Annotated in this window: 12 protein-coding genes and 2 pseudogenes; 7 read left to right on the top strand and 7 right to left on the bottom strand. The window is 35.8% G+C overall.

Annotated features, from left to right (window positions below):
* Window positions 1-270, top strand: a pseudogene (locus KBJ98_RS03030) (serine hydrolase); the annotation flags it as partial.
* A gap of 66 nt (window positions 271-336) precedes the next feature.
* On the opposite strand, the gene sufD reads toward KBJ98_RS03030, so the two are convergent.
* The 6 genes and pseudogenes from sufD to KBJ98_RS03000 all read right to left on the bottom strand — a co-directional run bounded on the left by sufD (window position 337) and on the right by KBJ98_RS03000 (window position 5,215).
* Window positions 337-1,653 carry a Fe-S cluster assembly protein SufD gene (gene sufD, locus KBJ98_RS03025; RefSeq protein WP_210788194.1) on the bottom strand — a complete coding sequence of 439 codons (1,317 nt, stop codon included), beginning with the start codon at window positions 1,651-1,653 and terminating at the stop codon, window positions 337-339.
* 81 nt (window positions 1,654-1,734) lie between these two features.
* Window positions 1,735-2,487 (bottom strand): Fe-S cluster assembly ATPase SufC, encoded by a 753-nt coding sequence (sufC, locus tag KBJ98_RS03020; protein WP_210788193.1) that lies wholly within the window; start codon window positions 2,485-2,487, stop codon window positions 1,735-1,737.
* A gap of 40 nt (window positions 2,488-2,527) precedes the next feature.
* A pseudogene (locus tag KBJ98_RS03015) lies at window positions 2,528-2,918 on the bottom strand (four helix bundle protein).
* A 70-nt stretch (window positions 2,919-2,988) separates the two neighbouring features.
* A complete protein-coding gene (gene sufB / locus KBJ98_RS03010) occupies window positions 2,989-4,437 on the bottom strand; it encodes a Fe-S cluster assembly protein SufB (RefSeq protein WP_210788192.1) in 1,449 nt (482 codons plus the stop codon).
* Between the two features lie 43 nt (window positions 4,438-4,480).
* Window positions 4,481-4,849: a four helix bundle protein gene (locus KBJ98_RS03005; RefSeq protein ID WP_166132708.1), complete on the bottom strand. Its 369-nt coding sequence runs from the start codon at window positions 4,847-4,849 to the stop codon at window positions 4,481-4,483.
* A 36-nt stretch (window positions 4,850-4,885) separates the two neighbouring features.
* On the bottom strand, window positions 4,886-5,215 hold the full coding sequence (locus KBJ98_RS03000; RefSeq protein WP_166132709.1) for a HesB/IscA family protein: 330 nt from the start codon (window positions 5,213-5,215) through the stop codon (window positions 4,886-4,888).
* 175 nt (window positions 5,216-5,390) lie between these two features.
* Here KBJ98_RS03000 and KBJ98_RS02995 point away from each other — a divergent pair, with 175 nt between their 5' ends.
* The 6 genes from KBJ98_RS02995 (at window position 5,391) to KBJ98_RS02970 (ending at window position 12,460) form a co-directional block, all read left to right on the top strand.
* A complete protein-coding gene (locus KBJ98_RS02995; RefSeq protein ID WP_210788191.1) occupies window positions 5,391-6,350 on the top strand; it encodes a YjgN family protein in 960 nt (319 codons plus the stop codon).
* A gap of 3 nt (window positions 6,351-6,353) precedes the next feature.
* Complete coding sequence (locus KBJ98_RS02990) at window positions 6,354-7,424, top strand: M48 family metallopeptidase (RefSeq protein ID WP_210788190.1); 1,071 nt, start codon at window positions 6,354-6,356, stop codon at window positions 7,422-7,424.
* A gap of 131 nt (window positions 7,425-7,555) precedes the next feature.
* On the top strand, window positions 7,556-8,416 hold the full coding sequence (locus KBJ98_RS02985; RefSeq protein ID WP_210788189.1) for an MBL fold metallo-hydrolase: 861 nt from the start codon (window positions 7,556-7,558) through the stop codon (window positions 8,414-8,416).
* Between the two features lie 77 nt (window positions 8,417-8,493).
* Window positions 8,494-10,122, top strand: a complete 1,629-nt coding sequence (locus KBJ98_RS02980; RefSeq protein ID WP_210788188.1) for a S8 family peptidase — start codon at window positions 8,494-8,496, stop codon at window positions 10,120-10,122.
* 62 nt (window positions 10,123-10,184) lie between these two features.
* A complete protein-coding gene (locus KBJ98_RS02975) occupies window positions 10,185-12,056 on the top strand; it encodes a M1 family metallopeptidase (RefSeq protein ID WP_210788187.1) in 1,872 nt (623 codons plus the stop codon).
* Between the two features lie 11 nt (window positions 12,057-12,067).
* Window positions 12,068-12,460 (top strand): hypothetical protein, encoded by a 393-nt coding sequence (locus KBJ98_RS02970; RefSeq protein ID WP_210788186.1) that lies wholly within the window; start codon window positions 12,068-12,070, stop codon window positions 12,458-12,460.
* 77 nt (window positions 12,461-12,537) lie between these two features.
* Here KBJ98_RS02970 and KBJ98_RS02965 read toward each other — a convergent pair whose 3' ends face one another.
* Window positions 12,538-13,743: an NAD(P)/FAD-dependent oxidoreductase gene (locus KBJ98_RS02965; protein ID WP_210788185.1), complete on the bottom strand. Its 1,206-nt coding sequence runs from the start codon at window positions 13,741-13,743 to the stop codon at window positions 12,538-12,540.
* Window positions 13,744-13,913: the final 170 nt, after the last annotated feature.

The raw sequence follows: 13,913 nt of genomic DNA, 5'->3' as shown, positions 1-13,913 counted from the left end.
ATTTTTAATGAAGGTTGGGCAAAATACACCGCAACACCTACGAATACCTCAGATGGAAAATATGGTGCTCATTTTTGGCTTAATGCTAGTGGCACCTTTCAAGATGTTCCAAGGGATATGTATTTTTGTAGTGGCTATCAAGGTCAAATGATTTTGATTATTCCGTCACTTGACTTAGTTGTGGTGCGAATGGGTTTAAAAGAATCTCCAGAATTTAATTTTAATGAAATCATGAAGGGGATAATTTCATCTATTAATCACAAGAAGTAAAAATAGAAAGGGCGCAAAGTTGTAAAACTCTGCGCCCTTTGTGTATAGCGAAGCTTGTGGTTAAAACTACAAATCAAATCCCATTTTTACACCAAGTTTGTTGGCAATGATTTTGGTGATGCGTTGTTTTAATTCTGGTATTTTAATGCTTTCGATTACTGCATTAGAGAATGCGTACATCAATAAAGCTTTGGCTTCTTTAACAGGAATTCCGCGTTGTTGCATATAGAACAATGCTGTTTCATCTAATTGCCCGATGGTGCAACCATGAGAACATTTCACATCATCAGCAAAAATTTCTAGTTGCGGTTTAGCATTGATGGTAGCCTTGTCGCTCAATAAAATATTATTGCTTTTTTGAAAAGCATTTGTTTTTTGAGCTTCTTTTTCTACAAAGATTTTTCCGTTAAATACACCAGTCGATTTATCATTAAAAATTCCTTTATAATCTTGATGGCTTTCACAGTTAGGAGTAGCGTGGTGAACCAATGTGTAGTGATCTACGTGCTGTTTATCGCCAATAATGGTAATTCCGTTCAAGTAGCTTACGATATGCTCTCCGAAATGGTAAAAATTAAGATTATTACGAGTCATGTTTCCTCCAAAACTGAAGGTATTTACAGCAACACTGCTTTCTTCTTGCTGAGATACATATGTGTTATCAACTAAATTAGCAGCTTCGTTATCGTTTTGAATTTTATAAACATCTACAAAGGCTCTTTTTTGTGCAAAAATCTCAGTAACCGAATTGGTTAATACTGCATTTTCGTTCAAGCTTTGATGACGCTCTATGATTTGCACTTGCGCGTTCTCGCCCACAACAATCAAGTTACGCGGTTGTACTAGCATTGCCGCTTCATTACCAGTCGATAAATACATGATTTCGATCGGTTTGTCTGCCACTTTTCCTTTCGGAATGTTGATGTACGCTCCTTCATTGGCGAAAGCCGTGTTTAATGAAGTCAACGTTTCTTCTTTGTTGACAACTTGATTAAAATACGCGTCAATAACGGTTTTGTATTTTGGTTTTGTCAAAGCAGAAGAAAGTAAGCAAACATCAATTCCTTCGTGAGTTGTAGCTGATAAATGCGAACTAAAAACACCATCAATAAAAACTACTTTGTAGGTATCTACTTCATGTAAAAAGTATTTTTTTACATCAGAATATTGTACTGCGTTTTCCTGTTTTGGAAAAACGGTAAAGTCATTTTTAAGAATTGCGTTAAGCGATGTATATTTCCATGCTTCCTCTTTTTTAGTTGGGAAACCTTTGGTTTCAAAGTTCTTTAGGGCAGCGGTACGCAAGTCGTGTAGTTCAGTGTGAACATCAACGCGCTCCTCAAAAGCCATAAAAGACGATATTAATTTTTCTTTTAAATCCATTTTTATATTGTTTAAAGTTTAAGGTTTAAAAGTTTAAAGTTATCATGAGGCAACTTTAAACTTTAAACTTCAAACAAAATTTTAAGCTTCTTGTTCTTGTTTAATCCAGTCGTACCCTTTTTCTTCTAGCTCGTGCGCCAATTCTTTACCGCCAGATTTTACAATTTTTCCGTTGTACAGAACGTGAACAAAATCAGGAACGATGTAATCAAGTAATCTTTGGTAATGCGTGATCACCACTATAGCATTTTTATCGCTTTTTAGTTTGTTAACACCATTGGCAACAATTCTCAAAGCATCAATATCTAGTCCAGAATCGGTTTCGTCAAGGATGGCTAATTTTGGTTCTAGCATAGCCATTTGAAAAATTTCATTACGCTTTTTTTCTCCACCCGAAAAACCTTCGTTTAAAGAACGTGACAAAAATTTACGGTCAATTTCTAGTAATTCTGATTTTTCACGAATCACTTTCAGCATTTCGTTGGCAGGCATTTCTTCCTGACCGTTTGCTTTACGCGTTTCGTTGATAGCTGTTCTCATGAAGTTAGTTACTGAAACACCCGGGATTTCAACAGGATATTGAAACGAAAGGAAAACACCTTTGTGTGCTCTTTCTTCTGGAGCCAATTCTGAAATGTCTTCGTTATCCAAAAAGATTTCTCCTTCGGTCACTTCATAATTTTCATTTCCTGCAATAATCGCCGAAAGGGTACTTTTTCCAGCACCGTTTGGTCCCATTATCGCGTGAATTTCTCCCGCTTTTACTTCAAGGTTAATTCCCTTTAATATTTCTTTGTCACCTATTGAGGCGTGTAAATTTTTTATACTTAACATGTTTTTTTTGTTTAAGGTTTAAAGTTTAAAGTTCTCGTGTTTACTGAAACTTGGTGCCTTTAAAATCTTTCTTGTTTAAATATGATATAAAATTGTTTATTTTTCCACTTAAATTTTCGAAGTCAGTTTTTAAAATTTCAAACTTTTCTTCACTGATTATAATTATAATCCAAAACGCGGTATAATTGAGATCGTGTTTCTACAGCGGATCCTTTTGCGATAGATAAAAATTGTCTAAATTCTAAATTTCCGTTTCTTTCAAAACCTTCAGCAATATTGTCCATTACTGAGCCAGATGATGCTTTTATTTGATCCTTAAATCTGAAATCATTTTTTAAATCTGATTCTACAGCAATAATATGAATTTCTTTGGCCAGTCGTCGAGCCTCTTTCCAAATTTCTAAATCTTCAAACCTAGTTATTGTCGCCATTCATTTTTGTTTAAGGTTTAAAGTTAGTGATAAGTTGCTCAACTTTAAACCTTAAACTTTAAACATTTTCTTATCCCACCGAACCTTCAAGAGAAATTTCCAATAATTTTTGTGCTTCTACCGCAAATTCCATTGGCAACTTATTCAATACATCTTTACTGAAACCGTTTACAATTAATGCAATTGCTTTTTCAGTTGGAATACCACGTTGGTTGCAATAAAAAACTTGGTCTTCACCAATTTTACTTGTCGTAGCCTCGTGTTCAATTTTCGCCGTTGGATTTTTACTCTCAATGTACGGAAATGTATGTGCTCCACACTTGTTCCCCATTAATAAAGAGTCGCATTGCGAGAAATTACGAGCATTTTCGGCATTGGCACTAATTCGAACCAAACCACGGTAACTGTTTTGTGATTTTCCAGCTGAAATTCCTTTCGAGATAATAGTCGATTTAGTGTTTTTACCAAGGTGAACCATTTTAGTACCCGTATCAGCTTGCTGGAAATTATTAGTTACCGCAATTGAATAAAACTCACCAACTGAATTATCCCCTTTTAAAACTACCGATGGATATTTCCAAGTTACTGCTGAGCCAGTTTCTACTTGTGTCCAAGAAATTTTTGCGTTTTTCTCGCAAATTCCTCTTTTAGTTACAAAATTATACACACCACCTTTTCCTTCTTTGTTACCAGGATACCAGTTTTGTACGGTTGAATATTTTATTTCGGCATCGTCAAGAGCAATCAGCTCAACTACTGCAGCGTGTAATTGGTTTTCATCACGACTAGGAGCAGTACAACCTTCAAGGTATGATACGTAGCTTCCTTCATCAGCAATAAGTAAGGTTCTTTCAAATTGTCCGGTACCGGCTTGATTGATACGGAAATAAGTAGAAAGTTCCATTGGGCAACGAACGCCTTTTGGGATGTAACAAAAAGATCCATCAGAGAATACGGCCGAGTTTAAGGCAGCGTAAAAGTTGTCTTTTTGTGGCACTACAGTTCCTAAATATTTGCGAACTAATTCTGGATATTCTTTAATGGCTTCAGAAATACTCATGAAAATAATTCCTTTTTCGCCTAATGTTTTCTTGAATGTTGTTGCAACTGATACCGAGTCAACTACGATATCCATGGCCACATTATTCATCATTTTTTGCTCATCAACAGAGATACCTAACTTTTTGTACATTTCCAAAAGTTCCGGATCTACATCATCTAATGTTTTGTTAGGATCAACTGCTTTTGGTGCAGAGTAGTATGATATGGCTTGAAAATCTGGTTTTTCATAACGTACGTTAGCCCATTCTGGTTCTACCATTTGCTCCCAAGCACGAAAAGCCTCAAGGCGCCAATCGGTCATCCATTGTGGTTCTTCTTTTTTAAGTGAAATGGCACGAACAATATCTTCATTTAAACCAATAGGAAACGTTTCGGCTTCCAACTCGGTATAAAATCCGTATTCGTATTCTTTATTTTCGAGTTCGATTTTTAAATCGTCTTCTGTGTATTTACTCATTGTGATTTAAAGATTTAAAGATTTAAAGATTCAAAATTGAACATTAACCTTTATTATTTGTGTCTAAATATTTAATAAAATTAGAAAGGTTTTGAGAAATTTCAATTGTTAAATTATAACCTATCTGAATCTCCTCTTGATTGCAAAAACCTAACTCTCTTGCTAATATCAACATATTTCTAACCTCAGCGCAACTGCCTTTGGAGATTTTTAAATATCTTGTAAATTGTCTATTACTGTTGTATTCTGAACCTTCGGCAATATTATTTGTAATCGAAACTACAGCTCTTTTTATTTGGTCTTTAAAACCAAATTCCTTTTCTAAAGATTTATTATTTAATAATTGAAAAACTAATTTGGTCAAGACAACACCTTTTTTATGAACATCAAATTCTTCAAATGATTTTGCCATGCTTTCATTAATCTTTTAATTTTTCAATCTTTAAATTTAAAGAGAGAAACTCTCGCCACAACCGCAAGTTCTTGTTGCATTCGGATTGTTAAATACAAAACCTTTTCCGTTTAATCCACCAGAAAACTCTAAAATAGTTCCTGCTAGGTATAGAAAAGATTTTTTTTCAACCGCTATAGTTATGTCGTTGTCAATGAATATTTTATCATCGTCTCCTTTGTTTTTGTCAAATTTTAAATCATATGACAATCCAGAGCAGCCGCCGCTTTTTACACCTACTCGTACATAATCTGTAGCAGCATTAAAACCATCGTCTTGCATTAAGTCGATAATTTTCTTTTTGGCAGTGTCAGATACCTTTATCATGTTTATATTGATTTTGTCTAAATTAAACGCAAAGATAGTGTTTAAAATACTTTTTCCATAATTGATAACATTATTATAACTAATGCAAAAATAGAATTTAGTTATTTGCGCATTTTAATTTTATTATATTACTTTTAACGCTTTATAACTTACAAACAAACAAAAAAAACTATTTATGGAAGAAAATGTACCAAGCAAAATGCACTATCAACTCGATTTTAAAGGAAAAGGGGAGACTTTTTTCGGTATCGTAATTGTCAATTGGCTCTTAACTATCGTTACTTTAGGACTTTATTATCCATGGGCTAAGGCCAAAACGCTACAATTTTTATTCGGTCAAACCACTTTAAATGATGATGCCTTTGCTTTTCATGGAACGGGTAAAGAGATGTTCAAAGGATTTTTAAAAGCTTTATTAGTCTTTGCTGTTTTGTTTGGAATAATGGGTGCACTTACCTACTTAGGTCATCAAGGTATTGGTATTTTGGTTCTTTATTTAGGGATTTTTGCTATTATGCCATTGGCCATTCACGGATCGTACCGTTACAGAATGTCCCGCACCACATGGAGAGGAATTCGTTTTGGTTACCGAGGTGATCAAGCAGAATTAGTTAAACTTTTTTTCAAGTGGGTTTTCTTTACAATTATTACTTTGGGGATATACAGCTCGTGGTTTCAAATGAATTTACGCAGATACGTTATCGGTAATATTCGTTTTGGTGATGCCGAGATGAATTATGATGGAGATGGTGGCGATTATTTATTAATGAATATCAAAGGATATTTTTTGACAATTTTTACTTTCGGAATTTACTCCTTCTGGTGGCAAAAAGAAATTTTTGAATACTATGTGAACAATTTGTCTTTGCATAAAGATGATAAACGTATCGAGTTTACATCGACTGCTAGTGGTGCTGATTTTATTGGCCTGATCGTAATTAATATGTTGCTAATTGTGTTTACATTAGGATTGGGTTACTCTTGGGTTGTGACGCGTACCATGAAATTTATTTTTGACCACATTCAATTAGACGGTAACATTGATTTGAATACATTACACCAAACCGAAGAAAACTATAAAGATGCTACCGGCGAAGACGTGAGTGACTTTTTAGATATGGATTTTATCGTTTAAAATATGAACCAAGAAGCCGCAGGAATTTATTTTGATGGCAAGTCAGCCGCCCCGCAAGCAGTAACTATTGTTTTGAACACACTAAATGGTGTTCTTCAGTTTCAAACCGAAACAGCTACAGTAGAGCGCTGGTTGCTGGGTGAACTGAGTTTTGAAAACGTGGGCACAACCCTACAATTGCAAAAACAGCAACCAGACGGCATAGCAATTTTAAAAATCACAGACTCTACATTTGCAGCTGCTATTTTAAAATTTCGTAAAGAAAACAAGCAAATAGGTTGGTACGAAAAAATGCTAGCATCGGGCATGAAATTTCATCTTGTTTTGGGACTTGTGATTTTGGGTTTAATTGGCCTGACCTATGTTTACGCGATTCCGTGGGTGGGCGAAAAATCAGTAGCGCTAATTCCTGAGAGTTTTGATGATACCATGAGCGGAACGTTTATCAGCGATAATTTACTGTTCTCAGATGTAGCTTCGGATAAATCTAAAGTCTTAAACGCTTTCGCAAAAGAGTTACAACTGAACAATAAAAAGAAATTGAAATTCATTTTTGTTGAAGAGGATATTGTAAACGCTTTTGCTTTGCCTGATGGTACCATTGTGGTATATTCCGGAATTGTAGACAAGATGCAAAATTACGATGAGTTAGTTGCACTTTTAGGCCACGAAGCCGCGCACGTTAACAATCGCCATTCGATGAAAATGCTTTGTCGCAACTTGTCTGGTTATTTGTTTATCTCCGCAATTTTAGGTGATGCCAATGGAATCATGGCTACAATAGGTGATAACGTAAATAGTTTTCAATCATTGTCGTTTTCTCGTGAGTTCGAACAAGAAGCTGATCGTGAAGGTTTCGCGATTGTTGTCAAAAACAAAGTAGATCCAAACGGAATGTTGAATTTATTTAAAAGACTACAAGACGAAGGTGATTCTATTATCCCAGAATTTTTAAGTTCGCACCCTGTTACAAAGCAGCGCATTGCAACCACTAGACAGTTGGTTAAATCTACTCCGCAGCAAGTTGAGGCAAACAGTAAGCTGCAACAGTTATTTCAACAATTAAAAAAATAATCTAAAATCAAATTGCATTTAAACCATTGCGCATCAGTTGTGTATTGGTTTGGGTGCAATTTGTTTTTACATACTTTTAGTTCGGTATCAATAAATATGCTTAATTTTAGAGCTTACAATTTTGATACATTATGAAACTATATCCAATAGAAACGGGTAATTTTAAATTAGATGGCGGTGCTATGTTTGGCGTGGTTCCCAAAACCATCTGGAACAAAACCAATCCTGCTGATGCCAATAACCTCATTGATATTGCGGCACGTTGTTTACTAATTGAAGAGGAAAATCGCTTGATTTTGATAGACACCGGAATGGGAAACAAACAATCTGATAAGTTTTTCGGATACTATTCTTTATGGGGTTCTCATTCTTTAGATAAATCTTTGGCAAAATACGGTTTTCACCGCGACGATATTACGGATGTGTTTATGACGCATTTGCATTTTGACCATTGTGGTGGAAGTGTACAATGGAATAAAGACAAAACGGGTTACGAACCAGCCTTTAAAAACGCTAAATTTTGGACCAACGAAAATCATTGGGAATGGGCTACAAAACCAAACCCGAGGGAGAAAGCTTCGTTTTTGTCTGAGAATATCTTGCCCATGCAAGAAAGTGGTCAATTGCATTTTATAAAAAGACCTGAAGGTGATTTTCTTGAAAAATCTGAATTAGGATTTGGAATCTTTTTTGTAGATGGACATACCGAAAAACAGATGATTCCGCACATTCAATATAAAGGTAAAACCATCGTTTTTTGCGCCGATTTATTGGCTACAGCCGGGCATATTCCAATTCCGTATGTGATGGGATATGATACCAGACCATTATTGACAATGCCGGAAAAGAGTAAATTATTGACTACAGCCGCAAACCAAGAATACTATTTGTTTTTAGAGCATGATGCCCACAATGAAATAGTTACTGTAGTACAAACTGAAAAAGGAGTTCGACTACAACAAGTTTATAGTTGTGATGAAATCTTAACGTAGTGTTAATCCTTTTATTTGTGTAACAAAATCAATTATTTTAGACCAATATTTTATAAAATTTTTAAAAGTAAATATCCATGAATACCATCAAACCTATCTACATTTCTGCTTTTGCCATGCTTGCTTTAGTAGGATGTGGCGCTGCAAAACAAGTTTCGAGTACTGCGACAGCTAATTTGGCTCCAATTTCTGCACCGTTAAATGTACAGAAGAAAGCGGCTTTAACAGAAAACGAATTGAAACGTTGGAGTCACCTTGATATTGTAAGCGACACCATTCCTGGAATGAGTGTTGATAAAGCTTATGCTGAATTGTTAAAAGGTAAAAAAGGAGTACCTGTTATTGTAGGTATTGTAGACTCAGGTGTTGATATCGAGCATGAAGATTTAAAATCGGTTTTGTGGACCAATGCTAAGGAAATTGCAGGAAACGGAATCGACGACGATAAAAATGGTTACGTAGATGATATTCACGGTTGGAATTTCTTGGGTGATATCACCAAAGAAAATGTTGAATACGAAAGAATCATTAGAGACAAAAATTTGGTTGACGAAAAAACATTTCAAGAAGCCAAAGCAGTAAATGATAAAAAAGTAGCCGAAGCAGCAACAATAAAAGCACGCTCGGAGCAAATGATTAGCACATTAACCACAAGCGATGCTGCAATTGCGAAGCATTTAGGTAAAGCTGTTTATACCGCAGAAGAGGTAAAAGCAATTACAACTCAAGATGCTGATTTACTAAAAAGCAAAACTACAATGCAACAAATGTTGGGTTATGGTTTACCAGTTGCTGAGTTGAAAGTTGCAGTTCAAAAACAAAAAGATGCTCAAGATGCACTTATTAATGGTGACAACCTGAAAACGGATTATCGTAAGGTGGTTGGCGACAATCCAAACGATATTACTGATACCAAGTACGGGAACAACAACGTAATGGGTCCAGATAAAAGCGAAATTTTGCATGGTACACACGTTGCCGGAATTGTGGCTCAAGTTAGAGGTAACAATTTAGGTGGAGATGGTGTAGCAAACAATGTTCAAATTTTAACGGTTCGTGCCGTACCAGACGGAGATGAGTACGATAAAGATATTGCATTAGGTATTCGTTATGCTGTTGATAATGGCGCGAAAGTAATCAACGGAAGTTTTGGTAAGGCTTTTTCACCTCACAAGCAGTGGGTGTATGACGCGATCAAATATGCAGAGAAAAAAGACGTGCTTTTTGTACACGCAGCCGGAAACGATGCGAAAGATATTGACTTTGCCGAAAATTTCCCGAACGATTCTGATGATAAAGTAAAAGAGTTTGCTTCAAACGTAATTACAATTGGAGCATTGAATTATGAGTACGGAGAAAAAGTAGTCGCTCGTTTTTCTAACATTGGTAAATTAAATGTAGACGTTTTTGCACCAGGAGTAAAAATTTATGCAACCACTCCAAATAACGAATACCAATATTTACAAGGAACTTCAATGGCTGCACCAAACACAGCAGGAGTTGCAGCATTGATTCGTTCATACTATCCAAAATTATCAGCGAAACAAGTAAAACAAATCTTGATGGATTCAGGAGTTGCGATAACTACTGAAGTAATTGTAGGCGGAAAACCAACAGACAAACGTTCGTTTACCACACTATCACAATCAGGTAAAATTGTAAATGCTTACAATGCATTATTGATGGCTGAGAGAATGTCAAAATAACTAATAGAAACTTAATTTTATGGAAGGACAAATCGTCCTTCCATTTTTTATTTTAACCACTTATGAAAAAACTATTTTTATGCGCTCTTTTAACTACTGGTTTTGGTAGTGTTTGGGCACAAAGTAATGCGTATTGGCAGCAGCATGCAAACTACAAAATGGAAGTTGCACTCGATGTAGCTACCTATAAGTACAAAGGAGCGCAAGAGCTGGTGTACACTAACAATTCTTCGGATACGTTAAGAAAAGTGTATTACCATTTATTTAACAACGCTTTTCAGCCAGGAAGCGAAATGGATGCGCGCATTCAAAACATCAAAGATCCTGATGGCAGAATGGTGTCTAAAGTAAAAGTAGGTGACAAAGAAGTAAAAGAAAGTCGCATCAAAAATTTGAAACCTAACGAAATTGGATTTCTACACGTAACTAATTTCAAACAAGATGGTATTGCCGCTACTGCAAAAGAGGTGGGAACCATACTCGAAGTAACTTTGGCTAAGCCTATTTTACCGAATTCTAAAACTACTTTTACACTAGATTTTGACGGTCAAGTTCCGGTACAAATTCGTCGTTCAGGACGCAATAATGCTGAAGGAGTTGAATTGTCAATGGCACAATGGTATCCTAAATTAGCCGAATTTGATTTTGAAGGTTGGCACGCAGATCCGTATATCGCAAGAGAATTTCACGGAGTTTGGGGCGACTTTGATGTAAAAATTACTATCGATAAAAACTATGTTTTAGGTGGAACAGGTTACTTGCAAAATCCAAATGAAATTGGTCACGGTTACCAAGCTCAAGGCACAGTGGTTACCATTCCTAAAAAAGCAAAAACACTTACATGGCATTTTAAAGCACCAATGGTTCACGACTTTACTTGGGCAGCTGACAAAAACTATATTCATGATATTGCCAAAGGTCCAAATGGTGTTGACATTCACTTTTTGTACAAAAACAATCCGCAATACATTGAAAACTGGAAAAATTTACAGCCGTTGACTGTAAAATTGATGGAGTTTTACAACAAAACTGTGGGTGAGTATCCGTACAAACAATATTCCGTTATTCAAGGTGGCGATGGCGGAATGGAGTATGCCATGTGTACTTTGATTTTGGGGCAAGGTAAATTTGAAGGATTGTTGGGCGTAACGGCTCACGAAATGGCGCACTCTTGGTTCCAACATGTATTAGCCTCAAACGAGTCTAAACACGGCTGGATGGATGAAGGTTTTACATCGTTTTTAGAAGACTTAGGAATGAATGAACTTGCAGAGAAAAAAGCACAAAACCCATTTGCGGGAGGTTATGCAGGATATTTTTCTATGGTAAATTCAGGTAAAGAATTGCCTCAAAGTACGCATGCGGATCGTTTTGATGAGAACAGAGTGTACAGTATTAGTTCGTACAGCAAAGGAGAACTTTTCTTGACACAATTAGTTTATTTGATCGGGAAAGACAATTTGATGAAGACTTTGAAAAAGTATTATAGCGATTTCAAATTCAAGCATCCTACGCCTAATGATATTAAAAGAACTGCTGAGAGAGTTTCAGGAGCTAACTTAGATTGGTATTTAACAGATTGGACACAAACAACCAACACGATTGATTACGGAATTAAAGAAGTAACTGAAAATGCGGGTCAAACCAAAGTAGTTTTGGAGAGAATTGGCAGAATGCCAATGCCAATTGATTTGCTTGTAGAATATACAGATGGAACAGTAGAAACTTTTTACGTGCCTTTGCGCATGATGAGTTTTGAAAAAGAAAATCCGTATCCGGCAATTAAAAGAACCGTACTTTCTGATTGGGCTTGGGCATACCCAACTTACGAGTTGAATCTTCCTAAAGCAAAATCAGCTATAAAAAGTATTACCATTGACCCAAGCAGTTTAATGGCTGATATTAAAAAAGAGAATAACGTTTTTAAACAGTAGTTAATTTTCACATGAAATTCAAATACAATGAAGCAACTGCTTCGCTTGAAATTAAAGACGGTTTAAAAAGTCACTTTTTAATTGTACGACTCTTACTCATCGTGACTTTTGTCAATGTGATATTGAACCTATCGAATTCTCAGGTAGAATTTGGTTTAATGAAACTAATTTGGTTGTTAATTGGTATGGCAGCTGCGGTGGGTTTGCGACAGTATTTTATAAAAAAAACCGGTAGCAATATTATTCCGCTGGAGCAAATTGTATCCGTGCAAGACAAGTCGACATTGGTTAGAAAAAAATATGCACTCGTACTCAAAAACGGAAAACTTCGAGATTTAATTGAATTACAATCGGAAGCAGATTACAAAGAATTACAAACGTTAATAGCAAAAAAGAAAAAGTAAGTTATTCTTTTTACGCTCCACACAAAAGCCCAAATAAACTATGGTTTACTTGGGCTTTTTGTTATTTGGAAAACAAATTAGCGTCTGAATTTAAAAGTATCTGAGAGGGAATGTTTTTTGTTTTGTAGCATATCAGCAACAAGTTCCATTCCGATGACAGAAAAGGTGATTCCGTTACCGCCAAAGCCCAAAACAAAATAAGCACCCGGGAAATTAGGATGTTCGCCTATGTAAGGCAATCCGTCTTTGGTTTCTCCAAATGTACCTGCCCAAACAAAATCTGTTTGGAAGTGGTAATCTGGCAGCATTTTTTTCAAATAGTTCTTTAGTTTGACTGATTTTTTTTCAAGTAAAGCATCACGTTTTGAAGCATCAACAAAGTCTTCATCCTCGCCACCTATCAACAACCTGTTGTCATCTGTGGTGCGCATGTACATATAAGGTTTTGCGGTGTTCCAAAAAAGAGTTTCACTCAAGTGACTTTGATCGTCTTCAAATTGTTCTCCAACCATGGCATAGGTTGACAAGAGGTTCACGAATTTATCTTTAATAATTTCAGTACTTTCAAATCCGTTGCAATAGATGATTTTTTTTGCAGTGATTGTGCTGCCATGCTCGGTTGTAACGACCACACCGCTTTTATTATAGTTTGTGTTTTTGGTATCAGTTTTGTCAAATATTTGCAAACCTTTTTTATGATTGTAGTGCAAAAGATCATGTGCCAATTGAAACGCATCAATACTGCCGCCTTGTTGTGATAAAATACCGCCATGAGAATTTTTTATTTTAAAACGTTTTTCAATGTCAGCAGCTTCGAGCCATTGCACAGGAAGTCCTATTTGTTTTCGGGCCTCAAATTCATCTTTCAGCCAAGCAACATCTTTTTTATAAGCAGCAAAGTAAAGGGAATCCTTTTTCTTGAATCCGCAGTCAGATTTTATGGTTGAAACAATCTTTTGCAAATCGTCTATTGATTTGTAGCAAGCCCAATAACTCGCGGCTGCCTCTTCGGGACCTATCAAATCGTTGAGTTCGTGTAAGGGAACATCTATTTCATATTGTAGCATCGAGGTAGTTGCTGATGTACTGCCATGACCTATTTCTCGTCTATCAATTAAAACCGTTTTGTGACCGTCTTTGATGCATTGATGCGCAATCAAACTTCCCGTGATACCGCCACCTACTACCAAGATATCGGTAGTAATATTTTTTTGTAACGAGGGATAGGAGTGCAGAATTCCGTTTTTTACCAACCAAAAAGGTTCACTTGATTTAAGTTTCATAACGTTCTATTTTTTATCAAAAATAATGATAATCAGTGCGCTACATTTATTTTTAAATTTATAATGTTACATAATTATAGAGTGATTTCTGTTTTTTTAGGAAACGGTTGTTTTTTTAATTAGAAATGTGGGGTTTGGAAGTTTGAAATATCACAAATAAACCGCAAAAT

It is taken from the genome of Flavobacterium erciyesense (assembly GCF_018069925.1).
GTDB classification, from domain to species: domain Bacteria; phylum Bacteroidota; class Bacteroidia; order Flavobacteriales; family Flavobacteriaceae; genus Flavobacterium; species Flavobacterium erciyesense.
Note: the sequence above shows the minus strand (reverse complement) of the source record. Positions and strands in the feature narration are given on the sequence as shown.

Coding starts and splice junctions, on each gene's coding strand:
- sufD (WP_210788194.1), bottom strand. CDS start 1,653: ATGGATTTAAAAGAAAAATTAATATCGTCTTTTATGGCTTTTGAGGAG.
- sufC (WP_210788193.1), bottom strand. CDS start 2,487: ATGTTAAGTATAAAAAATTTACACGCCTCAATAGGTGACAAAGAAATA.
- sufB (WP_210788192.1), bottom strand. CDS start 4,437: ATGAGTAAATACACAGAAGACGATTTAAAAATCGAACTCGAAAATAAA.
- KBJ98_RS03005 (WP_166132708.1), bottom strand. CDS start 4,849: ATGGCAAAATCATTTGAAGAATTTGATGTTCATAAAAAAGGTGTTGTC.
- KBJ98_RS03000 (WP_166132709.1), bottom strand. CDS start 5,215: ATGATAAAGGTATCTGACACTGCCAAAAAGAAAATTATCGACTTAATG.
- KBJ98_RS02995 (WP_210788191.1), top strand. CDS start 5,391: ATGGAAGAAAATGTACCAAGCAAAATGCACTATCAACTCGATTTTAAA.
- KBJ98_RS02990 (WP_210788190.1), top strand. CDS start 6,354: ATGAACCAAGAAGCCGCAGGAATTTATTTTGATGGCAAGTCAGCCGCC.
- KBJ98_RS02985 (WP_210788189.1), top strand. CDS start 7,556: ATGAAACTATATCCAATAGAAACGGGTAATTTTAAATTAGATGGCGGT.
- KBJ98_RS02980 (WP_210788188.1), top strand. CDS start 8,494: ATGAATACCATCAAACCTATCTACATTTCTGCTTTTGCCATGCTTGCT.
- KBJ98_RS02975 (WP_210788187.1), top strand. CDS start 10,185: ATGAAAAAACTATTTTTATGCGCTCTTTTAACTACTGGTTTTGGTAGT.
- KBJ98_RS02970 (WP_210788186.1), top strand. CDS start 12,068: ATGAAATTCAAATACAATGAAGCAACTGCTTCGCTTGAAATTAAAGAC.
- KBJ98_RS02965 (WP_210788185.1), bottom strand. CDS start 13,743: ATGAAACTTAAATCAAGTGAACCTTTTTGGTTGGTAAAAAACGGAATT.